General features: G+C 35.9%; 20 protein-coding genes and 1 pseudogene. 12 read left to right on the plus strand and 9 right to left on the minus strand.

Annotated features, from left to right (window positions below; translation table 11 throughout):
• Window positions 1–75 precede the first annotated feature (75 nt).
• Together ACB089_RS10235 and ACB089_RS10240 are read left to right on the plus strand one after the other, a co-directional pair.
• Window positions 76–507: pseudogene (locus tag ACB089_RS10235) on the plus strand (sigma-70 family RNA polymerase sigma factor); the annotation flags it as partial.
• The gene (locus ACB089_RS10240; RefSeq protein ID WP_374966304.1) at window positions 508–1,815 is read left to right on the plus strand and encodes a DUF4179 domain-containing protein; all 1,308 of its coding nucleotides are present in this window, start codon (window positions 508–510) and stop codon (window positions 1,813–1,815) included.
• Window positions 1,816–1,868: 53 nt separating this feature from the next.
• On the opposite strand, the gene ACB089_RS10245 is transcribed toward ACB089_RS10240, so the two are convergent.
• The 3 genes from ACB089_RS10245 to ACB089_RS10255 all read right to left on the minus strand — a co-directional run bounded on the left by ACB089_RS10245 (window position 1,869) and on the right by ACB089_RS10255 (window position 4,357).
• A complete protein-coding gene (locus tag ACB089_RS10245) occupies window positions 1,869–2,378 on the minus strand; it encodes a ferritin (RefSeq protein WP_374966305.1) in 510 nt (169 codons plus the stop codon).
• 293 nt (window positions 2,379–2,671) lie between these two features.
• Window positions 2,672–3,307 carry a Bax inhibitor-1 family protein gene (locus ACB089_RS10250; protein ID WP_374966306.1) on the minus strand — a complete coding sequence of 212 codons (636 nt, stop codon included), beginning with the start codon at window positions 3,305–3,307 and terminating at the stop codon, window positions 2,672–2,674.
• A 288-nt stretch (window positions 3,308–3,595) separates the two neighbouring features.
• On the minus strand, window positions 3,596–4,357 hold the full coding sequence (locus tag ACB089_RS10255; protein ID WP_374966307.1) for a TerC family protein: 762 nt from the start codon (window positions 4,355–4,357) through the stop codon (window positions 3,596–3,598).
• Between the two features lie 421 nt (window positions 4,358–4,778).
• On the opposite strand from ACB089_RS10255, the gene ACB089_RS10260 reads away from it, so the two are divergent.
• Window positions 4,779–6,536 carry an ABC transporter ATP-binding protein gene (locus ACB089_RS10260; RefSeq protein ID WP_374966308.1) on the plus strand — a complete coding sequence of 586 codons (1,758 nt, stop codon included), beginning with the start codon at window positions 4,779–4,781 and terminating at the stop codon, window positions 6,534–6,536.
• A gap of 80 nt (window positions 6,537–6,616) precedes the next feature.
• Here the strand turns inward: ACB089_RS10260 and ACB089_RS10265 are convergent, their stop codons facing one another.
• From ACB089_RS10265 to ACB089_RS10285, 5 genes are all read right to left on the minus strand, one after another.
• Window positions 6,617–8,077, minus strand: a complete 1,461-nt coding sequence (locus tag ACB089_RS10265; RefSeq protein WP_374966309.1) for a spore germination protein — start codon at window positions 8,075–8,077, stop codon at window positions 6,617–6,619.
• Window positions 8,077–9,201, minus strand: a complete 1,125-nt coding sequence (locus ACB089_RS10270; RefSeq protein WP_374966310.1) for an endospore germination permease — start codon at window positions 9,199–9,201, stop codon at window positions 8,077–8,079. Before ACB089_RS10270 ends, ACB089_RS10265 begins: the two co-directional genes overlap by 1 nt.
• A 170-nt stretch (window positions 9,202–9,371) precedes the next feature.
• The gene (locus tag ACB089_RS10275; protein WP_374966311.1) at window positions 9,372–10,259 is read right to left on the minus strand and encodes a DUF3298 domain-containing protein; all 888 of its coding nucleotides are present in this window, start codon (window positions 10,257–10,259) and stop codon (window positions 9,372–9,374) included.
• Complete coding sequence (locus ACB089_RS10280) at window positions 10,252–10,770, minus strand: sigma-70 family RNA polymerase sigma factor (protein WP_068984625.1); 519 nt, start codon at window positions 10,768–10,770, stop codon at window positions 10,252–10,254. The genes ACB089_RS10275 and ACB089_RS10280 overlap by 8 nt, the downstream gene beginning before the upstream one ends.
• A gap of 261 nt (window positions 10,771–11,031) precedes the next feature.
• Window positions 11,032–11,799, minus strand: coding sequence for a TSUP family transporter (locus tag ACB089_RS10285; protein ID WP_374966312.1), 768 nt, complete (start codon window positions 11,797–11,799; stop codon window positions 11,032–11,034).
• Window positions 11,800–12,026: 227 nt separating this feature from the next.
• On the opposite strand from ACB089_RS10285, the gene ACB089_RS10290 reads away from it, so the two are divergent.
• The 4 genes from ACB089_RS10290 to ACB089_RS10305 all read left to right on the plus strand — a co-directional run bounded on the left by ACB089_RS10290 (window position 12,027) and on the right by ACB089_RS10305 (window position 15,476).
• On the plus strand, window positions 12,027–12,452 hold the full coding sequence (locus ACB089_RS10290) for a hypothetical protein (protein WP_374966313.1): 426 nt from the start codon (window positions 12,027–12,029) through the stop codon (window positions 12,450–12,452).
• Between the two features lie 74 nt (window positions 12,453–12,526).
• Window positions 12,527–13,519 carry an LLM class flavin-dependent oxidoreductase gene (locus ACB089_RS10295; protein WP_374966314.1) on the plus strand — a complete coding sequence of 331 codons (993 nt, stop codon included), beginning with the start codon at window positions 12,527–12,529 and terminating at the stop codon, window positions 13,517–13,519.
• A gap of 272 nt (window positions 13,520–13,791) precedes the next feature.
• Complete coding sequence (locus ACB089_RS10300) at window positions 13,792–14,943, plus strand: RNA-guided endonuclease InsQ/TnpB family protein (RefSeq protein ID WP_374966315.1); 1,152 nt, start codon at window positions 13,792–13,794, stop codon at window positions 14,941–14,943.
• Between the two features lie 191 nt (window positions 14,944–15,134).
• Entirely contained in the window at window positions 15,135–15,476 is a 342-nt protein-coding gene (locus ACB089_RS10305) for a hypothetical protein (RefSeq protein ID WP_374966316.1), read from the plus strand.
• A gap of 128 nt (window positions 15,477–15,604) precedes the next feature.
• Here ACB089_RS10305 and yfkAB read toward each other — a convergent pair whose 3' ends face one another.
• Window positions 15,605–16,717 carry a radical SAM/CxCxxxxC motif protein YfkAB gene (gene yfkAB, locus ACB089_RS10310; protein WP_374966317.1) on the minus strand — a complete coding sequence of 371 codons (1,113 nt, stop codon included), beginning with the start codon at window positions 16,715–16,717 and terminating at the stop codon, window positions 15,605–15,607.
• A 266-nt stretch (window positions 16,718–16,983) separates the two neighbouring features.
• Here yfkAB and ACB089_RS10315 point away from each other — a divergent pair, with 266 nt between their 5' ends.
• The 5 genes from ACB089_RS10315 to ACB089_RS10335 all read left to right on the plus strand — a co-directional run bounded on the left by ACB089_RS10315 (window position 16,984) and on the right by ACB089_RS10335 (window position 21,951).
• Window positions 16,984–17,688 carry a YjjG family noncanonical pyrimidine nucleotidase gene (locus ACB089_RS10315; RefSeq protein WP_374966318.1) on the plus strand — a complete coding sequence of 235 codons (705 nt, stop codon included), beginning with the start codon at window positions 16,984–16,986 and terminating at the stop codon, window positions 17,686–17,688.
• A 158-nt stretch (window positions 17,689–17,846) separates the two neighbouring features.
• On the plus strand, window positions 17,847–18,761 hold the full coding sequence (locus ACB089_RS10320; RefSeq protein ID WP_374966319.1) for an S-layer homology domain-containing protein: 915 nt from the start codon (window positions 17,847–17,849) through the stop codon (window positions 18,759–18,761).
• 174 nt (window positions 18,762–18,935) lie between these two features.
• Window positions 18,936–19,739, plus strand: a complete 804-nt coding sequence (locus ACB089_RS10325; RefSeq protein WP_374966320.1) for an SAM-dependent methyltransferase — start codon at window positions 18,936–18,938, stop codon at window positions 19,737–19,739.
• Between the two features lie 16 nt (window positions 19,740–19,755).
• Window positions 19,756–21,045 (plus strand): opine metallophore biosynthesis dehydrogenase, encoded by a 1,290-nt coding sequence (locus ACB089_RS10330; RefSeq protein WP_374966321.1) that lies wholly within the window; start codon window positions 19,756–19,758, stop codon window positions 21,043–21,045.
• Window positions 21,046–21,321: 276 nt separating this feature from the next.
• On the plus strand, window positions 21,322–21,951 hold the full coding sequence (locus tag ACB089_RS10335) for a 50S ribosomal protein L25/general stress protein Ctc (RefSeq protein ID WP_374966322.1): 630 nt from the start codon (window positions 21,322–21,324) through the stop codon (window positions 21,949–21,951).
• Window positions 21,952–22,006: the final 55 nt, after the last annotated feature.

Consider the following 22,006-nt stretch of genomic DNA (forward strand, 5'->3'; position numbering starts at 1 on the left):
GATGAACAAGCATTGGTAAAGCGTGCGATGGCTGGAGACGAACTAGCATTTTTACAATGACTTAATCAATATGAAAGGACAATGTACCGTATGGCATTCGCCTATTTAAAAAATGAACATGATGCCATTGAAGCAGTGCAAGAAGCAACATACCGTAGCTTAAAAAAGATACATACTGTAAAAGAACCAGCTTATTTTGGTACGTGGCTTGTCCGAATTTTACTCAATATTTGTCATGATATGCGGGAAAAAAGTAAGCGTCTAGATTTACAGGAGAACATAGATATCGGTAACACTGCATCGAATCATGAGCGTTTTGAAATGACAGATATCATTACAAAGCTACCAAAAGAGCAACAGGAGCTAATTTTTTTGAAATATTTTCAAGACTATAAAAATCAAGATATTGCTGCACTTCAAAATATTCCAGAAGGAACAGTGAAATCGAGGTTGCATGGGGCATTGAAAAAGTTAAAACTCTATTTTATGGAGAAGGGAGAGCTGTAGATGAAACAGGTAAAAAAGCATGATTATGATACTTTCGTCAAAGAGTTGGAACAAATTGACATTCCGCATGAACAATTAGAAGCGTCGTACATAAAAAGTATCATACGCTTTCAAAAAGAGAAGCGTAATCGACAACGTAAATGGCAGGGCATCGTTGTTACTTGTGCATTACTATTGCTATTTGTAACGTCCATTCGTATATCTCCAGCTGTTGCTAGTGCCATCGCAAAAATCCCAGGCTTTGCTCCACTAGTTCAGATGATCACGTACGATAAAGGGGTCGAAGATATACTCCGTAATAACTATTATGAGGAACTAGGATTGTCACAAACGAAAAATGGTTTAACTTTTACACTACGAGGGGTTATTGCTGATGAAACAGGTATGATTTTACCTTATACATTTTCCGCACCGTTTGATGTTCGTCATTTAAAAATCAAGGAAATAGAGCTCCGCCAAAATGGTAGGGTATTACCTGCAGGAATGAGTTACAGCTTTTATGACGAAAAGGAAACATTTTTGATTGAAGAAAAACTTGAGGCTACATTTAAGGATCCTATTAGTTATGACAATGCCGAATTTGAATTATATATACAATTTGATGATGAAAAACAAACAGAATTTACGATTCCATTTTTACTTAAAAAGCCCATTGCGAAAACGAAGATCTATGAATTGAATGAAAAAATGAGCTTTGAAGAACAGCATATCATCGTCAAGTCCGTTTCAATTTCACCACTTCGTACAGGTATTACAATCGCTCTTGACCCAAATAATGAAATGCGTATTTTAGGATTTGATGATATACGTCTATTGGATGAAATAGGGGAGGAGTGGTCGACAATCAATAATGGTTTAACAGCTACGGGTAATCTAATAGATGAAGAAGAAACAGTTTTTATGCAAAGTAATTATTTTAGAGAGCCCAAAAAGTTGACCTTATCCATTGGTAAAGTAAAAGCATTGCCAAAAGGTCAGGATTTTATAGAAGTAGATTTTATGCAAAAGAAAGTACTATCCAAACCACCACTCCCAGGCTTAAAGGTTCAAGTTAATAAGCGAATGGTAACAATAAATGTTCCAACTTCTTATAAAGATAAAAATATCGGTTTACTTGGTACAGCAATTGATGCAAATGGCGAAACTGTTTACAGTAATTCAGGAAGTTACTATAGACCTGGTGAATACGTAATCGAACAAACAGAAACATATGACATAAAGGAAGTTGTCAATCCAGTCCGCATTTATTTCACCCATTATGAGAACTTTTTAGATGGAACTCAAACGGTTGATATTCCATTGAAATAGTCAAAAAAAGAATCTGCTCATACGGCAGATTCTTTATTAATTAATTTTAAATTTTATGCTTCAGCATCAGGTGTAAATTTACGACTTGCTAATTCAGCATCAAGCATAAAGATTGCGTTGGAATCACTTTGAATGCGTTCAATTTTACGAATTAACGTATCGAATGTTGATTCTTCTTCTACTTGCTCGTCTATGAACCATTTTAAGAAAGCCATTGTCGCATGCTCACGTTCATCTAAAGCGATATCGGATAAATTGTAAATGCGGCGAGTCACTTCTTTTTCGTGTGAAAGAGCAGATTTAAAAGCATGTAGAATCGAATCAAAATTATTTTCAGGGCTATCATAGCCGTGGATTGTTGCGCGGTAGCCCATATCACTTAGAAAATTATAAAATTTCATAGCATGGAAGCGCTCTTCTTCGGCCTGTACTAAAAAGAAGTTGGCAAAGCCATCATAATCTTGATCTGTACAGTATGCCGCCATTGCCATATAGGCGTGCGCTGAGTAAAATTCAAAATTCATTTGTTCGTTTAGTGCTGTGTGTAGTTTTTCAGATAACATAAAAGTTTTCCTCCCTTAGTAGTAAATACCTGTTGATGTCTTATAGTATACAACGAAGGTAGGGTGTTATACAAATGATATTTATTCTCAATTAAAAAATCCTGCAGTAAGATTCCTACCTCAAAATTAAGGAGTAAGATGGGAAGTTAACTGCTTGTAAAAGCCCGATTGGTGAGGGGCAACAGGATGTCGGTCACACAAGCATTTTCATAGGAAATGAAGGTTTTAGCTTGTGTCCTTCTATCCAATGGGGGATGAAGCGAACCCCAACCCCACTGAAGAAAGCTTTAATTTTATTCAAATTCCTCTTTTAATCGCCAAATTACTTCTAATAGATTAGTAAATAAATTAATAAAATCTAAGTAAAGATTTAAGGCCATACCAACGACTTCATCATCTGAAACGTGATTATGTCTGATTCGGTTAAAGTCATAAACTGTATAGAGACTAAATAGTAGTACAGTTACTCCCGCTATAATCAGTCCAACTATATTGCTTACAGGGATAAACATAAAAACTAGAGAAAATACGAGTACGACGATTAATACGGTGAATAAATAGCTTCCCCAATTGGAAATGTCTTTATTCATCATCATACCAACAAGTGCTAGCACAATGAAGATGGCTACGGTCGCTACGAAAACAAGTAACACAAGCTGTTGTCCTAGCTCTGCAATGAAAAATTGTGTTGTCCAAAATAGTGTAATTCCCATTAAGAAGGGGATCGTATACATAATGGAATTAGCGAGTTTCAGACTTCGCACAAAGCAGGCAATGATAAGAAGCACAATTGTAATAATGGATATCGGCATGATAATAGCAGGGGGTAAAAATGTTGCGATGTACATCCCGATTACTGTTAACACCCACATAAAGGCAAAGTGTTTCAAAATTTTGTTCAAGTTATGATTGCGGTTAGCATATGCCATGTTGAAAAATCCTTTCTTTTGTAAAATAAGTATCTATAATTATACGAACCATTTTCTAAAAAGATTCAAATTTATAAAAAAATGGTTCTTTATTAAATGAAGGAGTGAAGCATCCACAAAATGCTCCTCCGTTCTGACGATTGATTGCCAAGCTTCTTCGGTTTGTGGAAACTATCATGACGGATCTGGACTAGCCAGTTTTTTGGCAGGGGGATAGGGAATCCTCTGAGAAATTGTATAAAATCAAAAATTCGCCATGATGGAATGTCTAGGCGAATTTTTGATTAATTATTTTGCATTTTTCTTTTGGTTTTTCACGCCAACTAAATATCCACCAAGAGCAATACCAATTAATACAGTCCAGAAAATAAGCTTCCACGTTGTTGAGTGTGGAAAATCATGTGGAATGATAGCTAGTTTTTCGTGTGCTAATGCTAGAACAGCCAGCTTTACACCAACCCAGCCTACGATTAGGAAGGCAGCTGTTTCAAGTGATGGGAATTTATCAAGAACTTGCACGAACCAACGAGCCGCAAAACGCATCATGATAACACCGATAATACCACCTAAGAACATCACTGAGAATTGACCAACATTAATGCCGCCAATATCAAAATCTCCGACATGTGGTAGCGTTACTGCAATAGCGACCGCTGCTAAAATTGAATCTACCGCAAAGGCGATGTCGGCAAGCTCAACTTTCATAACAGTCATCCAGAAGCCAGATTGTTTTTTAGGCTCTTGAGTTTCTTCGGGGGTTTGTGCAGCCTTCCGTGAATCATAAATATGCTTACCTGACATGAATAATAAGTATGCAGCACCAAGAGCTTGAATTTGCCAGAAATTAACAAGCGTTGTAATAAGGAATAGTGCAGCAAAGCGGAAAATAAATGCTCCTATTAAACCATATAATAGTGCTTTTTGCTGTTGTTCCTTAGGTAAATGTTTTACCATAACGGCCATAACAACTGCATTATCAGCAGCTAATAAACCTTCTAGTACAATTAATACGATGAGTACCCATGCGTATTCTAATAAAATTGCCTCCAAATTTGTTTCCTCCTTTATACTTCGAACAGAAATGAATGTACTGCTTTTAACGTATTCTTTGCATTTTAGGCAAAATAAAAAGACCTCTGCCTAAAAAATAGGCAAAGGTCTTGCTAAGCAATTAACTGTTAGTTGCACAGAAAAATATCATGTACGACAAAAAATGCCTTCACACCCGATGGCATATGACCATGTAATGACGAATGTGAAATCAGATGTTTTATTTACATCTGCTAGCTACTCCCCTTTGACAAAATTGTCAAAAGCTATTCAATTCTTTATACATGGATTATAACATGTTTCTAATCCATTGCAAATAAAAATTGAAAATAAAGTGAAAAAATCCTTTACCGAACAGTTTAAACAAGTGGTACTATTGGAGAGATGCAAAAAAATTTAGCAACATAGAGAGGAGACATACATGTATAGAAAGTTTTTTTCATATTACAAACCTCATAAACGATTATTTGTGATCGATTTTTCGAGTGCGATCATTGTAGCAATTTTAGAACTCGCATTTCCTCTAGCTGTTCAGTGGTTTATTGACGAGTTATTACCTACAGGTGACTGGGGCATGATTGTCAAAGTAAGTGTGTTATTATTACTTGTTTATGTAATTAGCACAGTCCTTAACTTTATTGTCAACTATTTAGGACATAAACTAGGTATTAACATCGAGACAGATATGCGACAAGAGTTATTTACACATGTTCAGCGTCAATCATTCCGTTTTTTTGATAATACGAAAACAGGTCATATTATGAGCCGTATTACAAATGATTTATTTGATATTGGCGAGTTTGCCCATCATGGACCGGAGGATTTATTTATTGCGATTATGACATTTATCGGGGCCTTTGCTATTATGTTTAATGTTAATCCAACATTAGCGTTAATTGCCGCAATAATGGTGCCGTTTTTAACATGGCTTGTTACATTTAGCAATATTAAAATGAACAGTGCATGGAAAACAATGTATGGGAAAATCGCTGATGTGAATGGTCGTGTAGAGGATAGTGTATCTGGCGTACGCGTCGTCAAATCCTTTACAAATGAAGCGTTTGAAATTGAACGCTTTAAGGAGCAAAACGGCTTTTTCCGCTCTGCCAAATTGTATGCTTATAAAATTATGGCAGGAACACACTCCAGTATTTATATGATGACACGTTTGTTAACGTTAGTTGTGCTTGTTGTTGGGTCATGGCTAAGCTTTAGTGGCAAACTATCTTACGGTGAGCTAGTTAGCTTTGTTTTATATACAAATGTTCTAATTAAACCCATCGATAAAATTAGTGCATTGCTAGAGCTTTATCCAAAGGGGATGGCAGGCTTTAAACGCTTCCGTGAATTAATAGAAAAGGAACCAGAAATCCAGGATCGTGAAGGAGCAAAGGCAGTTCAACATCTTTACGGAGATATTTCATTTAACAATGTTCATTTTAATTATGACACATCCAAAACGGTGTTAACGGATATTTCCTTTGACGTACTTGCTGGACAAACGATTGCATTTGTTGGTCCATCCGGAGCGGGTAAAACAACGATTTGTTCTTTAATCCCAAGGTTCTATGAAGTAAGTAGCGGTGCCATTACGATTGATGGGATTGATGTGCGAAATATGACACAGTCTTCATTACGTTCGCAAATTGGTATCGTACAGCAGGATGTCTTTTTATTTACAGGTACTATTCGAGAAAATATTGCCTATGGAAAATTAGGTGCTAGTGAGGAAGAAATTCGTGAGGCGGCTAAAAAGGCACATTTAGAGGCATTTATCGCAGAGCTTCCAAATGGCTATGAGACACAAATCGGGGAGCGTGGCTTAAAGCTTTCCGGTGGACAAAAGCAACGAATTGCCATTGCTCGAATGTTCCTAAAAAACCCACCGATTTTAATATTAGACGAAGCAACCTCTGCTTTGGATACAGAAACAGAGATGATTATCCAACAGTCATTAACAGAGCTTGCTGAAAATCGAACAACCCTAGTTATTGCCCATCGACTGGCAACCATCCGCAATGCTGATCGAGTCCTAGTAGTGACACCAAATGGAATTGAAGAAGATGGAACTTATGATGAGCTTGTTGCACAAAATGGCATTTTCGCTAAACTTCATCATATTCAGTTTCGTAAAGGACAAGGGGAACTATCCATGCAGGAGTATGTTGAACTAAACTAAAAATGGCATCATTTAAATTGAAATATCCTCTCAAATAGTTATGCTCATTTGAGGGGATATTTCTTATTGTCTTATTTTCTTCATTGCTTCTCCTTGTTTTCAGCGGTACGGGTGTAATCTTGAGGTGCAAGTGCTTTATTACGCTCAGTGTAACTTTTTGCGGATAAACGGAAGATCGATTTTTTTATAGTTGACCAATTTAAATCTGTGGCGAGATTCATGTAAGAGTAACCATAGATTCGGATATTACATAAGTAAAGAAGTGTAAGGTAGAGGGATATAAAAAATCCAAATAAACCAAAAAATGCACTGGCAAGAATGAAAGCAATACGTAATATACTGATGGTTGTGACAAGAGATTGGTTAACAAGTGTAAATGATGCAATGGTAGAGATCGCAATAACTACAATCATTTCTGGACTTGTCACACCTGCGCGAATGGCTGCATCACCAATAATTAAACCGCCAACAACGCTTATCGTACCTCCAATAACAGAAGGCAGACGTAAGCCAGCTTCACGAAACAATTCAAACATTAATAGCATTAGTAACATTTCGAGGGAGGAGGGGAGAGGTAGCCCTGTTTTTGCTTGGACAACTGTTGCTAAGAGCTGAAATGGTAGTTGATTTTGGTGATAAGTCGTTAGCGAGAGCCAAAATGCGGGTAACAGTAAACCAATTAAAATCCCTAAAATCCTCAAAAGTCGTTCAATAGAACTGAAAATGACAGGATATTCATTATCCTCTGCAGATTTCAACAATAAAAATAAATTTACGGGTGTGACGACGGCATATGCTACACCATCAACGAGAATGAGAAAGCGTCCTCTAATTAGAGACTGAATAGCATAATCAGGCCGACCGGTATAATCAAATTTTGGGAAAAGCTTGGAGTTTTTGTTAATCCGCTCCATTAATATATCCCCGCTAAAGACAATATCTGTATCTACAGATGCCAGTTGTTTTTTTATTCCATGTAAAATATCCATATCGACAATATCATCGAAATAAAGAATGGCCACGGTTGTTTTTGAACGTTTACCTACCTCCATTTTTTCTACACAAAACGAATTCGTTGGTAAACGTTTGCGCAATAGTGCAATGTTGACGCGAATATCTTCAATAAAATTATCTCTAGGTCCCTTAACAAGAACTTCCATTCTCGTCTCTTCCGGATTTCGATTAGGCTTTTTAGCGATATTACTAGCATATAAAAGTTCTTCTTCCTCAAAATAAAGTAATAAGAAACCTGTATATACAAAAGTAATAGCTTCTTCTTTATCTTTGACTTTTTGAAGAGTCGGGATATGAAGTTGATTTGTAATATTTTCTTCAAAGGATGTATCAGCTAAATGATCATAAAGAAATTGGATACGCCTAATAATGACTTCATTGAGCAGGTGTTGGTCGATCATTGCATCACAAGTTATGAATTGAACCTTTTGTTGATTAAATGTATATTCCTGAAATTGAATATCTGCTGATTTTTGAAATAGTTTTTTTAAGGTGTTTAGGTCTATAGCCTTCTCCTGCTGAGGCATTATAACTCACCACTTTCCATTTCTTGTTTTTCAGGTTTCCCTTTTTTAGAAGATTTATTTGAAAAGAAAGCTACTAGTACGAAAAAAATGGATAAAAGAAAAAAGAAAACAAAAGTAGCAGTTAATATATAGTTCCCTTTCACTTTCAAAAATATGTTTTCATTTAAAATAATTAACGGCAAACAAAATAGAAAGAAGGGGGGAGCTAGCATTTTCCATATTCGTTTTGGATCCCCAGTCATTTTCAGTAAATCCGCTATTATATATAAAAAGAAGCCAACTCGTATAAATGTTCCAGTAAGCCATTGATAAATAGAGAAAAAGTCAAGATGCTCAATATAACGACCAATCGATACTAATCCCCATTCCTCGTAAGCAGGATATCTTTGCTTTGCCGCTTCAGTTGGACCAAATTCTGTAATTGCACCGATCAGCGGACCTAAAGTAAGCCCCATTAATATGAAAAGCATGATGCCAAAATGATACCAACGAATACGCTCTTTAAATTGATGTTGTAAAAATAAAAGCATTAATAGTTCAATAAATCCTGAAGCTGGATAAATCATCCCTTTCATAACAGGGGTGAATCCGTGCTCAAAAAATGGGCGTAATAACTCGTATTCTTTTACCTGTAGATTTGTAAATGCGACAAAAAATCCAAAGACTACTACACCGAATAATACAAAGACATTTAAAATAGCAATGGTTTGTAAACTTGTTGTAACAAGTAAAATACAAAGAATTGTATATATGAGTAATAACATAATGACTGGAGTTTGAGGTAAAAACGTTGTGTTTACCCATTGCAATGTTTCAACCATCGTAAAAGCACTGAGGATGAATAAAAATATAGCGATACTATAAATAATAATTGTTGAGCCTGTTTTTCCAATTTTTCCATCTAACCAGTCCCTAATTGGCTCCTGATTTGTCTTTTTTTGAATATAAACTAAAAGAAATAGCCAAAAGAATATAATAGCTGAGGACATTAGTACAGAGATCCATCCGTCCCTTCCTGCAACATCAAGTAGTGGGGGAATAATTGTCACGTGATTTTTTAAGCCAATGACAGTCATGGATAAAAAAATAACATGTAAAATACTAATTGATCCTACACCTTTCATATGAAAACCCTCTAACGTTAATTGATACACTTTAGCTTTGACAAAAAGTGAGAGGATTATAAGCATGGCAGGCTCCTCTTAAAAGAGTGTTTGATACATAAAAAAGCGAGGTATTTGACAATTTAAAGTCAAATACCTCGTGTTTTGGAACGATATTTATTTCAAAATGATTAATGAATATACTCAGAACTTACAAGATCCTTTTTCAGGACATCTGTTGGGATTTCAAATTCTATTATACCCATATAGCCAGGTGCTACTTCGTATTTATCGAAGGAGATAACAAGCTTACCTTTATCAGAAATATAGAATTGTTGATCCGCTTTAATAGCTTTAAATTCGTCAAAAAGCTCTTCGTCAGGGATGCCTCCACCTTTTACCCAGAACGTTTTATCTGAGTCGGATGCAGCTTGCTCACGCATTTGTTCAATAATGTTTTCACTGATCGTTTTAATATAATTATCATCTTTAAATAGCATTGGTAATGTAATTAATATTTCATTTTGTTTATCAACTGTATCGTACTGCATAACTGTAGAAGATGATCCAACTGTATTGACGGTATAACGGCCAATCGATAAGATTTGGTCAGTATCTGTTTTAATTTCATAACCGCTATCTATCCCTGCATGACCGCCTCCAATTTCCTTTATATAATCCACTTCAGAAACAAAGTCATCATAAAGAGCCTTACCTTCTGAACGGTATTTTTCATTTAAAGTATTGGCAAGATCTTTATTTTCTAAGTTTTCAATAGAAGGTACTTTAATGTTAGCATCAAATGTTTCTTCTTTTACCTCATATTCAGTCCATGTTAAAACTTTTACGATACTACCAACAACAGGAATTTCTGAAAGTGTTCGTGCCATTGCTGGACTAACATTTAAACTAGCTGTAAAAAGTACTGCAGCCGCTGCAGATCCAAGTAACCATTGTGGTGCTCGGTTTTTTCTCTTCTTTTTGCCTTGCTTTAGTGCTTTCTCAACTACAAAATCAAGTTCCTTTGGAATAGGTATTTCACTATATTGTTTTTCTAATTGTTTTAATTTCTCATCCATGTGCTGTTTCTCCCTTCACATCTTGCATTTGGATTTTTAACAGTTTTAACGCTTTATAAAGGCGAGATTTGGCTGTGCTCAACTTAATATTAAGGATATCTGCTACATCAGCGAGCTTTAAATCTTCAAAATAGTGTAAAATGACAACTTCACGATACATTTGAGGTAAGTCCTCTAACGCATGCTCTAAGTCAACGTTTTCGTAGACATCCTCTTGTGCAGGTGTTAAATATTGCAATGTATCATCGTCTGTCACCTGTAAGCGTTTATGCTTACGTAAAAAATCAATAGCAGTACGTACGACGATTTTATAAAACCAGCTTTTCATATACTCGACATTTTCTAGTCGATCAAGTGAAAGCATTGCTTTTTGAATACTGTCTTGTACAACATCAAGTGCGTCCTGTTCATTTTTTGTATAGTTATACGCGAGCAAATAAAACCGTTCTTTCTGTTCACGAATAAGCTGGACAAATATTTCTTCATGTTGAAATGCATTTCTTGTTTTCATGTCCAAAGAAGCTCCTTTTTAATTTTCAAATTGTATATACAACTACTAGACGTGCAAAAGGGGAGAAAAAGTTGATAGCAATAAAAAAACTTACCCCTACTATGAGATAAGTTTTATCATTCTAAAGTAGTACCATACAAAAACAAAAGCGATCATACACAACCATTTAAGTGTTGTGCTGAAAAAAATTGTATTTCTTTCAGCAGATAATTTTTGTAGCGAAAGCGTAGCGACAGGTACAGAATTCTCCCATCGAACCAATTATGAAAAATAGTCATATGTATTTTTCAATAGTAATAGAATTGTCACTACGATAAATAATTTACGCACATACCCACTACCACGTTTAATGGCAAATTTAGAACCAACAATGGCTCCAGCAATTTGTGCAAGTCCCATTGGTAAACCATAGGCATAATTTATTTGCCCTAAGTATATAAACATAAGAAGGGCGGCAATATTACTTGCGAAATTCAAAAATTTGGCATTGCCTGCTGATTTTAAAAAGTCAAAGCCAACCATTAAAAAGGCAAATAGTAGAAATGAGCCTGCTCCTGGCCCTAAAAAGCCGTCATAGAACCCGATTAAGGTAATGATCACCACAAAAAATGCGTAACGTTTAGGAGTCATTTTTTTATGGGTAGAAATGCTACCCCAGTCTTTTTTGAAAATAGTGTAAATAGCTACGACTGCTAGCATTACAAGCATTAGTGGTTTGAGAACGCTAGGATCCATCAGATGGACAATCCATGCACCAATCATTGAACCTATAAAAGCAAATGGGAACAATTTATAAACGGATTTAATATCTAATTGTCCAGAGCGATAAAAAGTCAAAGTGCTTGTTAGTGACCCCATTGTACCTGCTAATTTATTGGTTGCCACGGCCGCAGATGGTGGAAGACCAACAAACATAAGCGCTGGTAATGAAATAAGCCCGCCTCCTCCTACAACAGAATCGATAAATGCAGCAAGAAAGCCAAAAAAGATAAGAATGAGTAAAATGTTTACATCTAAATCGAAAGGCACAATAGGTCATCTCTTTTCTATGATAATAATTTGATATTAGCGAAATGAAAAATGACTGTAAATAGCTTTAATAGTATTTTTCTATTATTTTTTTAAATAGAGTAGTATTAGATTTTTATTTAATACTTTGGAATTCTACAAAAATCAAAAATATTCTATTTTAAGTACGTTTTTTAATGTATTATGTAGGTGATAGTGTTTTTTACGTAAAGGGGACGTGATGACATTTGAGTCTAGCAAATCATGTAAGAGTATTTATTTGTGTTGTCCTTATGGGGCTACTTGTCGGATATGTTTATAATGCTAAAAAAGATATTACAGATCATGAGTATATCGATATAGTGAAAGAAGGATATTTGGAAAATTTTTCAGATGTAGCTGTTCGTAATGCATTTAATTATGCATTTTTTGAACCATATTGGCGATATTATCAGGCTAAAACTGGTGAGCATGTTGTCGAATTATCAGGTGATATTACATTTCAAGGTGAAAAGGGGCATGCGATTTTACAGTTTGTAGTAGATGAACAAACCCAGCAATTTACTGTTTATGCAACGAAGTTTAATGATGAAGTATTGAGTGCGGAACAAAAACGATTGCTTATTGGCATGGTTTATGAAACATGGCATATGGAGCAGATTGCTTATGAGTAAGGTCTTTTGCTTTGTAAAAAGACCTTCCTATATTAGAGTGAAGAGGAGGACATAGAGACAAAGAGGTGTGTTCAATGAGATTAAGTATTTTAGATCAAATGCCTGTACCAAAAGGCCATACTGCGGAGGAAGCCTTTCAGCGCACAGAACAAATAGCGCTTTTAGGTGAAGAGCTTGGCTATCATCGTATGTGGCTAGCGGAGCACCATAATAGTCATTCGTTGGCAAGTTCAGCGCCCGAGGTGACAGCTGCTTTTTTAGCTGCGAAAACAAAGCGTCTTCGCATCGGTACAGGTGGCGTGATGATGATGCACTATTCACCGTATAAACTGGCAGAGGTCTTTAAAACATTATGTGGCTTGGCACCGAATCGAATTGACTTTGGTGTAGGCAGAGCCCCTGGTGGCGACCATGCCTCTATTTATGCACTAGCAGAAGGCCGAAGAGAACGATTTACAGAGCAATATGATAAGCTTGAAATCATTTTAAAATTGATGAACAATCAAAAAACGGGCGAAAATGTTTATGACCAAGTGATAGCGGCACCAGTAAATATTCAATTACCAGAGGCTTGGTTACTTGGTTCTAGTGGTCAAAGCGCTATGCAGGCAGGACGACTAGGTGTGGGTTATTCATATGCGCAGTTTTTCACTGGAAATATATCAAAGGATATTTTTGATGCGTATAAAACTTACTTTACACCTTCCTATTACATGGAGAAACCACAAATAATCGTTACCTATGCGGCGACAGTTGCAGATACATTAGAGGAAGCGGAATATTTGGCTAGGCCTGTTGATATTACTCGACTTCAGCTTATGAAAGGACAAATCATTCAGGTAATGTCACCTGAGGAAGCACAGGATTACCCACTTACGGAGTTGGATAAAATGACAATTGCGGATAATCGTAAAGCCAATCTTGTCGGAACTCCTAAAGAAATCGCTGAATTTTTAGTTGCAGAGCAAGAGCAGTATGGATTTGACGAAGTGATGCTTAACTGCAATCAATATGCACTAAAAAGTCGCATGAATTCCTATAAGCTACTTGCAAAGGCATTATTGTAAAAATAATGTAGTTACAGATGTAAGTATATATATTAAACTTTACAGTTCAAAATATAGAATCATAAGTATGGTAGCAAGTAATATATAAGGGTACAAAAATCCGTTCCTTTGGTAGTAGCAGAAAAATAAGAAGTGTTATGGAAAATAACGAAAAAAGAGCTATGTTTTCAGTAAATGAACATGGCTCCTTTTTTATACTAAACTTTATCATCTTCTTCGATACGGTCAACGGTCGAAGAAAACTAAACAATTGATTGACGAGGTAAAAAACAATGATCCTAGCGACAAAGATCAGACTAAAACCAACTAAAGAACAAGAGGTTTTGTTTTGGAGGTCTGCGGGGACTGCGAGATGGGCTTACAATTATTTCTTGGCTGAAAGCGCACGTATTTATAACGACGAGAACCGTACAGTCAAAGAGAGCGAAATTCTTAAGAAAATCAATAATGAACTGAAACCAACAACGCATAAATGGCTAAAGGAAGTCGGAAGCAATGTGATGAAACAGGCGGTGAAAGATGCTGATATTGCTAGAAAGCGTTGGTTCGAAGGCATTGTTGAAAAGCCAAGGTTCAAAAGCAGACGAAGAAGTAAAGTTAGTTTTTATGTAAATTACGAAAGTTTAAAACGAACAAATGAAGGTTTTAGAGGTGAAAAGATTGGCATTGTAAAAACTTGCAATGCACTTCCTAAGCTTAAAAAAGGTCATAAATATTCGAATCCACGCATTTCGTTTGACGGACGAAATTGGTTCTTATCCATTGGATATGAGCAAGAATTTGAGCCATATGATTTGACGGGCGAGAGTTTAGGGATTGATGTAGGAATCGAAAAATTGGCAGTTTGTTCTGATGGAGAGTTCAAAGAGAACATCAACAAAACCAAAGAAGTCAAACGATTAGAGCGAAAGTTGAAGCGAGAACAACGACAACTAGCTCGTAAGCTTGAAGCCAACACGAAAGAGTATACTAAAAACCGAAAGCCAATCTATAAAATACCTTTAAAGAATAGGAAAAATATTCAAAAACAAAACGCTGAAATCCGTATTTTATATAAGCGACTTAACGACATCCGAACAAATCATTTACATCAGTGTTCTAATGAGATCGTGAAAACCAAGCCATCTCGTATTGTAATGGAACATTTAAATGTAAAAGGTATGATGAAAAATAAACATCTGGCGAAGGCGGTAGCCGGGCAAAAGCTATATGAATTCAAACGGCAAATTCAATACAAATGTGAAAAATATGGAATTGAATTTGTTGAAGCCGACCGATGGTTTCCATCATCAAAAACTTGTTCTTCTTGTGGACAAATCAAATCCGATTTGAGACTGAAAGACAGATTATTTATCTGCTCTTGCGGATTAAAGATGGATAGAGATTTGAACGCAAGCATTAATTTAGCAAATTATTCAATCTAAGGAGCTTAACTGAAACTAAGCCTTAGATGTGTACGCAACGATACTGCGGAATTTAAGCCTTTGGAGAGTCATACAAAATGGCAGTAGCTTTTCGCGAAACCAGACTCGGTGAATAAGGAAGACACAAAACGAAAGTCAAAAGATATAAGTTGTGTCACAGTAGAGATGTATACATTTTTTAAGAAATGTATATGTTTTTCGTATCGGAAGAAATCAGTCAGGCCCCTGAAACAATTCTTGCTTATCAGTCTCGCTTAAAGTATATATTAGATGAAGAAGCTCGCTACATTGATGGAATCAATAAGGGGAGAGAACAAGGGTTAGAGCAAGGATTAGAACAAGGATTAGAAAAGGGAATAGAGCAAGGATTAGAACAAGGATTAGAAAAGGGAATAGAGCAAGGGCGTAAACAAGCGCAAATAGAGTTAGTGAAAAAATTGCTGAAACGTCATGAAACGGTTGAAGAAATAATGGATTTATTAGGCTTATCGAGAGAAGAAATTGAAAGAATAAAAAGCTTAGATTTACTGTAAGAAATACATTTAAAGTATGGATATATTCACTTTTTCATTTTCAATGCAACTGAAATATTTATTAAACAATACTATAGTATAAAAAATGTCCAATGCATATAGACTTTTGCATTGGACATTTTTCATTTTTACACAGTAGCAGAGCCGCTAACAAACTGTGCATCTTTATAATACATATTTTTAACAAGAACGTTTGGACCCAAGCATTTTACTGCTGGACAATGACAGTTTAGTGATTTCGCTAAATCTGTTGCCATCCATTTATCAAAAATGGCAGGTAGTTCATCGTTCACGATATTTCCAAGTGCAGGTGTGTCGCCAAAGTCTGTCACGATAACATCACCTGTAAAGATATTGATATTTAAGCGTGAGCGACCATCTGGATCATTTCGCATTGTCACGTTTTTTTCTTCTCTTAGTCGTTTTAAGAGCTTTTGATCTTCTTCATTCATGCTGCATGGATAGAACGGTAGTGTGCCAAACAGCATCCACGTGTTTTCATCTCGAACATCAAGTAGCTGATGAATAGCTTCACGTGTTTCCTCAAGTGATAAAGACGTAAGGGCGCTTGCAAAATCTGAAGGGTACATTGGATGCACTTCATGGCGTGCACATTTCATATCGTTAATGATTTGGTTATGGATATGCTCTAAGTATGGTAAGGTTTTTTTGTTTAACATTGTTTCCGCCGATACCATTACACCATGTTCTGCAAGCATTTTTGAGTTATCGATCATGCGTTGGAATAAAGCAGCACGCTGTTCATAAGTTGGTTTTCGCTCCATCATGGCAAAGCCTGTTTCAACAAATTCATCAACCGTGCCCCAGTTATGTGAAATATGTAGCACATCTAAATACGGTGCAATCATTAAATAACGTTCGGGCTCTATTGTTAGATTGGAGTTGATTTGTGTTCGCACGCCTCGTTCATGCGCGTATTTCAATAAAGGTAAAACATAGTTTTGAACGGACTTCTTAGACATCATCGGTTCTCCACCAGTAATCGAGATTGTTTTAAGGTGTGGAATTTCATCTAAACGCTTTGTTAGCAAGTCGATTGGTAATGCTTCAGGATCTTTAGTTTGCAATGTATAGCCAACCGCGCAATGTGCACAGCGCATATTACAAAGTGTTGTCGTTGTAAATTCAATATTAGATAGGGTCATATGCCCATGTTGTTCAACATCTAAATACGCTTCCCATGGATCAAAGACAGGCGTAATTTTTTGTAGGGTCTTCATAATTCGTACATCTTCCTTTCTAGCATTCTATTGTCTCATATTCGCTAAAAATTTCAAATACGAAATTATCGAAAGGGCTATTTTTAGGTTAGATGATCATATTTATTACCCAATTAAGGAAATAATTTGAACGACTTTTTTTAAAAGACATTTCCTAAAATTCTGTAAAAGGAGGGGTTGGGTACATTTCCTGTTATTTTTTTAAAAAAACGTTATGATAGAAGTACCAAGATGGTAATATTGCACCAAAGAAAGTAGGATATGACATGACTAAATATGAAACATTATTGTTTGACGTGGATGACACATTATTAGATTTTGACTTAGCTGAAAATGCTGCCCTTGACCGTTTATTTAAACAGGAAAATATTGCAACTAATCCAACGATGATTGCTCGTTATAAAGAGATTAATGAATCGATGTGGCGTGCTTTTGAACGTGGAGAGGTGTCTAAAGATACACTACATAACACTCGATTTTCAATTGCGTTAAAGGAATTCGGCCTAGATGTAGATGGGGAATACTTTGAAGCAATCTTCCAAAAATATTTGAAAGAGGCACATCATTATGTAGACGGTGCCTATGAAGTAATCGCACAGCTTGCAGATAGCTATGAATTATATGTCGTTTCAAATGGGAAGACAATGACTCAAAATAAACGATTAGAGGATGCTAATTTAGCGCAATTTTTCAAAGGTATCTTCATCTCGGAGCAAACAGGCTATCAAAAACCAATGCCAGCATTCTTCGATTATGTTTTTGAACGTATCGATGATCTAAATAAAGATAAAACCCTAATTATTGGGGATTCTTTAACTTCGGATGTTAAAGGCGGATTACAGGCCGGAATAGATACATGCTGGTTTAATATACGTAATATAGAAAATACAAGCGATATTCAACCACATTTTGAAATTAAAAAGCTTCATGAGTTACATGTATTATTAGATAATAAAATAGCAATTCTGTAAGTGCATGTTAGAGCTATGCTTCAATTGTTCGGAAGTCTAAACAATTGAAGCGTAGTTTTTAAATGGCACTAAAGTGTTGGTGAATGTGCTAAAAATACTATATTTTTACATAGAGAAATCCAGTATGATAGTTCTAGATGAAAAGAAGGAGGAGTAATATGAAGGGGAAAATTCCAAAGGTAGTGTTAATAGGAATGTTAGGTTTATCACTTGCTACCCCCATACAAGCATATGCCTATCAAGAGCCAACGAATTATGTACATATGAAAACGCCAAATATGACAGTTTACTCTGCATATGGTGCTACTATTAATGCATCTGAAAAAGGTGATATTTTTAGCATTAAAGCAGATATTGTCAATAACCGTCAGCCGCTTGAAGTGGAAATCTTCAAAAATGGTCAGGATGGTGTATTAAAGCAAGTTGCTAAAAAAGGCGTAATGGAGCCAGTTGCTTATCGAGATTTAGGGGACCGAGTGATTGTAACGCTTCATAATAATGCAGAATTAAAATTTGTGAATCCACAGCCCAATTATTTTCGTGATACAGGTCATTCAGCATACAGTACGTACATTAGTACTTTAGCGAAGCGGGGAATTGTTCAAGGAAGAACCGCTAATAATTTTGGCATTAATGATTCCTTAACACGTGCTCAATTTAGTGCATTACTAGCTCGTGCATTCAGCTTTCAGCAAGTACAACCAACACAATTCAAAGACATTGATGCCAAAAAATCTTGGTATGGTGGATATGTTGGTGCCTTACATTCTCTAGGGATTATTAAAGGGAAAACGCAAGAATTATTTGATCCAAATGGAAAAATAACGCGCCAGCAGGCAATTTTAATGCTAGGGCGGACATTAGATGCTGTTGATTTTGTACAAGAAGAATATGCCGTTTTACCTTATCGAGATACTTACGATCTTCAGGGGGAAACATTACGTCATACGGAGACATTGTATGCCATCGGTGCTCTTGACTACAATGAAAATCTATCGCCAAATCAATATATTACACGTGGAGAGTTTGCCAAAATGCTAGTGGAGACATTGGAGGCTGCTGGCAGAATATAATAGACTCTGTATAAGTAAGTCGAGGACATTGTGTCTCTCGACTTTTTTGTCGTTTGTTATTAATAAATGAATTCATCACTTAGTCTTGGCCACCATATAAAAATTAATTTGTTTATATTAGCAAGGGGAATTGCATATATTGAACTTTAATCCCAATGCGTAGGAGTGACGAAAGTGAAGGAGCCAGGACTATTCTTAGAGAGATTACATTACTTTGTTGAAAAGTTCGAGTTTTTTATTGATAAAAATAATCGAGATCAAATGGTAGATTTTTATTTAGAGCTAGAAGTAGCAATTGATGATTTTTCATCCTTTATTACCGACAATGATCATGCAAGACTATGGCATGAACTAGAACAAACGATTGAAATAGCACCGTTAGTCGAGAACTTAAGAAAAATGTCTTCCCAATGTGTAAAAATAATAGAAAAATATTGGGCTTTGAAATTATTAAATGAAAAAGAAGAGATAACAGCTTATGTTCGCAATATAGAAGGCTGTATTGAAAAAGAATTTGGTAGCTTTGCAATTACGAATCAGTCGAAGGTGTTGTTAGTAGGGGCAGGGTCTTTTCCGATGACATTATTATCGATTGCTAAACGAACAGGCGCAGAAGTTTTAGGAATTGATATTGACGATGAAGCGATTCGGTTGGGAAGGGAAGTAGCTGCTAAACTTGGACATCCTTTAACAATTCACCTTGAAAATCATTCAGTGGATCAACTCCAATCTATACAACAGATTAGTCATATTATTTTTAGCTCAACAGTCAACTGCAAATATGACATATTAGAGCAATTACATGATTTAACAAATAAAGACGTGATTATTGCGATGCGTTATGGGAATGCATTAAAGTCTCTCTTTAATTACCCAATGCAAACGGTAGATGCAACAAAATGGCGTGTAGTGGAGCATATTGAACACCCTCAAGGTATTTTTGATGTCGCTTTATATCAAAAAGCAACATTACTATGATAGTGAGGAGAATGTTATGACTTATTTTAAACGGGTTTTATTGTTAGGGACAGGGCCAATAGCTATTCAATTAGCTGTGAATTTTAGAAATTATTTAAATAGTAAAGTGGGTATTGCTGGTCGAGAATCTTTACGCTCAAACTTTTTCTACGAAGCTATAATCAAACATCAACTTACACTCAAAGTACATATACAAAATACACAACATCAACCTGTAGCGGGGAAATGTGTAATCGATTGTCTTTTTAAAGGCTATCATACAGTAACAGGAGATTGGGATACCGTTGTTCTGACTGTAACCACGGATGCATATACAGCCGTATTATCACAAATTGATAGCCAAGTATTGAGGCAAGTCAAATGCTTTATTTTGATTTCACCTACATTTGGCTCTAGTCATTTATTGACTAACTATTTAAAACAGATTTCGTCCTGTGCAGAGGTCTTTAGTTTTTCTACATATTATGGGGATACGAGATGGTTACAGGATGTGCCGTCGAATGAAGTGTTAACAACCGGGGTAAAGAAAAAAGTTTACATTGGCTCCACCCAAGCAAAAACGAAGCGACTGGCTAAGCTAAGCGAGTTATTTTGTCAGCTAGGAATTCAACTAGACATATTAGCGTCGCCATTAGAAGCGGAAACAAGAAATATTTCTTTATATGTACATCCAGCATTTTTTATGAATGATTTTTCATTACAGGCAATATTTGAAGAGCAAATAACTAAAAAATATGTTTATAAGCTTTATCCTGAGGGACCTATTACGTACACAATGATTCGTTATTTACTGAATCATTGGAAAGAAACGATGGAAATATTGAAACGAGTCAATATTCAGTCGCTAAATCTTTTGAAATTTATGGTAGATGATAACTATCCATTACAGCCAGCAAGTATTGCACGACAAGATATAGAGAATTTTGAACAGCTGGAGTCCATTCATCAGGAGTATCTGTTATATATTCGTTATGCTTCATTATTGATTGATCCTTTTTCTAATCCAGATCAAGAGGGAAGATATTTTGATTTTTCGGCAGTTCCGATAAGAAAGATATTTTTGAATCATGAAGGTACATGGGATATTCCAAGAATGCCAAAAGAGGATTACTATCGTCTAAAAATTATTCAAGGGGTAGCTAGAGCATTAAAAATTGAATGTCCAACAATTGAACAATTTATACAAACATATGAACAAAAGCTAAAACAAGTTGTAGCGTCATCTAAGAGAGGATTATTCTCAGACGCCTTTCAAGTAAAATCTTTTTCAAAAGATATTGAGATGATATGTAAGGAATTGGTATGAAAAGTTTAAATGAAAAAACAAAGAGATGAGTCCGAAAAAAATGAGCTAGTCTATTCGATATGAATCTTCACTTGAAATACCGAAGCGGGAATTCAATGGTACTAAATATGTACGTATCATCAGCTATTGACAAGAGAAAGGTACACATGATTTTTACCGATCCACCTCATGTTTGTAGAAAATCTTTATCGACCACTATATTCTAAAGGGTATAAAAATCATTAGAACGGGCAAAACCTTTTATGAGACTAGTTTCCATGAAAGGGGAAAATGACGATGAGTACTGTTTTAACTGCAAATAAACGTGAAAAAGGGCGTCAATCATCATTAACTCAGCTTAGACAGAAAGGTGCTATTCCAGGTGTTGTTTATGGCTATCAAATGGAGCCAACAGCGATATCGCTTGATGCTAGAGTATTTGCAAAAATGTTAGCGGCATTCGGAAATAAAAGTGTGTTTCAATTAGATGTTGACGGTAATCGGATCAACGCAGTACTAACAGAAGTGCAACGTTGTGCATTAAAAGGCAATGTTAAGCATGTAGATTTCAAGTCCATTAATATGGCAGAGGAACTAGAGGTTGATATTCCAGTAACGGTTACTGGTAATGCCATTGGAGTTGCAGATGGTGGATTCCTATTACAGCCTAATCGTGAAGTTCGAATAAAAGTAAATCCAGCTAAAATCCCTGAAACAATAGAGGTTGATGTGACTGATGTAGCCATCGGAACATCACTTTATGTAGGAGATATTCGTCAAAAGTTTTCCTTTGAAATTTTACAGGAAGATGACTATACATTAGTGACAATTACACCGCCTGCTGCTGAAAATGTGCAGGAAGACGACACAGTGGATGGTACCCCAGAAGTAATCGAGGCTACTGGGAAAAATCCAGAAGAAGCGTAAAAAGAAAAAAGCTACATCATCCATCAGATTCGCCTAATGGATGATGTAGTTTTTT

This window comes from Lysinibacillus sp. RS10 (assembly GCF_041956855.1).
GTDB classification, from domain to species: domain Bacteria; phylum Bacillota; class Bacilli; order Bacillales_A; family Planococcaceae; genus Lysinibacillus; species Lysinibacillus xylanilyticus_A.

Excerpts from the sequence above, each read along its gene's own strand:
- ACB089_RS10240 (WP_374966304.1), top strand. The coding sequence starts at position 508 with ATGAAACAGGTAAAAAAGCATGATTATGATACTTTCGTCAAAGAGTTG.
- ACB089_RS10245 (WP_374966305.1), bottom strand. The coding sequence starts at position 2,378 with ATGTTATCTGAAAAACTACACACAGCACTAAACGAACAAATGAATTTT.
- ACB089_RS10250 (WP_374966306.1), bottom strand. The coding sequence starts at position 3,307 with ATGGCATATGCTAACCGCAATCATAACTTGAACAAAATTTTGAAACAC.
- ACB089_RS10260 (WP_374966308.1), top strand. The coding sequence starts at position 4,779 with ATGTATAGAAAGTTTTTTTCATATTACAAACCTCATAAACGATTATTT.
- ACB089_RS10265 (WP_374966309.1), bottom strand. The coding sequence starts at position 8,077 with ATGCCTCAGCAGGAGAAGGCTATAGACCTAAACACCTTAAAAAAACTA.
- ACB089_RS10270 (WP_374966310.1), bottom strand. The coding sequence starts at position 9,201 with ATGAAAGGTGTAGGATCAATTAGTATTTTACATGTTATTTTTTTATCC.
- ACB089_RS10275 (WP_374966311.1), bottom strand. The coding sequence starts at position 10,259 with ATGGATGAGAAATTAAAACAATTAGAAAAACAATATAGTGAAATACCT.
- ACB089_RS10280 (WP_068984625.1), bottom strand. The coding sequence starts at position 10,770 with ATGAAAACAAGAAATGCATTTCAACATGAAGAAATATTTGTCCAGCTT.
- ACB089_RS10295 (WP_374966314.1), top strand. The coding sequence starts at position 12,527 with ATGAGATTAAGTATTTTAGATCAAATGCCTGTACCAAAAGGCCATACT.
- ACB089_RS10300 (WP_374966315.1), top strand. The coding sequence starts at position 13,792 with ATGATCCTAGCGACAAAGATCAGACTAAAACCAACTAAAGAACAAGAG.
- ACB089_RS10305 (WP_374966316.1), top strand. The coding sequence starts at position 15,135 with ATGTTTTTCGTATCGGAAGAAATCAGTCAGGCCCCTGAAACAATTCTT.
- yfkAB (WP_374966317.1), bottom strand. The coding sequence starts at position 16,717 with ATGAAGACCCTACAAAAAATTACGCCTGTCTTTGATCCATGGGAAGCG.
- ACB089_RS10315 (WP_374966318.1), top strand. The coding sequence starts at position 16,984 with ATGACTAAATATGAAACATTATTGTTTGACGTGGATGACACATTATTA.
- ACB089_RS10320 (WP_374966319.1), top strand. The coding sequence starts at position 17,847 with ATGAAGGGGAAAATTCCAAAGGTAGTGTTAATAGGAATGTTAGGTTTA.
- ACB089_RS10330 (WP_374966321.1), top strand. The coding sequence starts at position 19,756 with ATGACTTATTTTAAACGGGTTTTATTGTTAGGGACAGGGCCAATAGCT.
- ACB089_RS10335 (WP_374966322.1), top strand. The coding sequence starts at position 21,322 with ATGAGTACTGTTTTAACTGCAAATAAACGTGAAAAAGGGCGTCAATCA.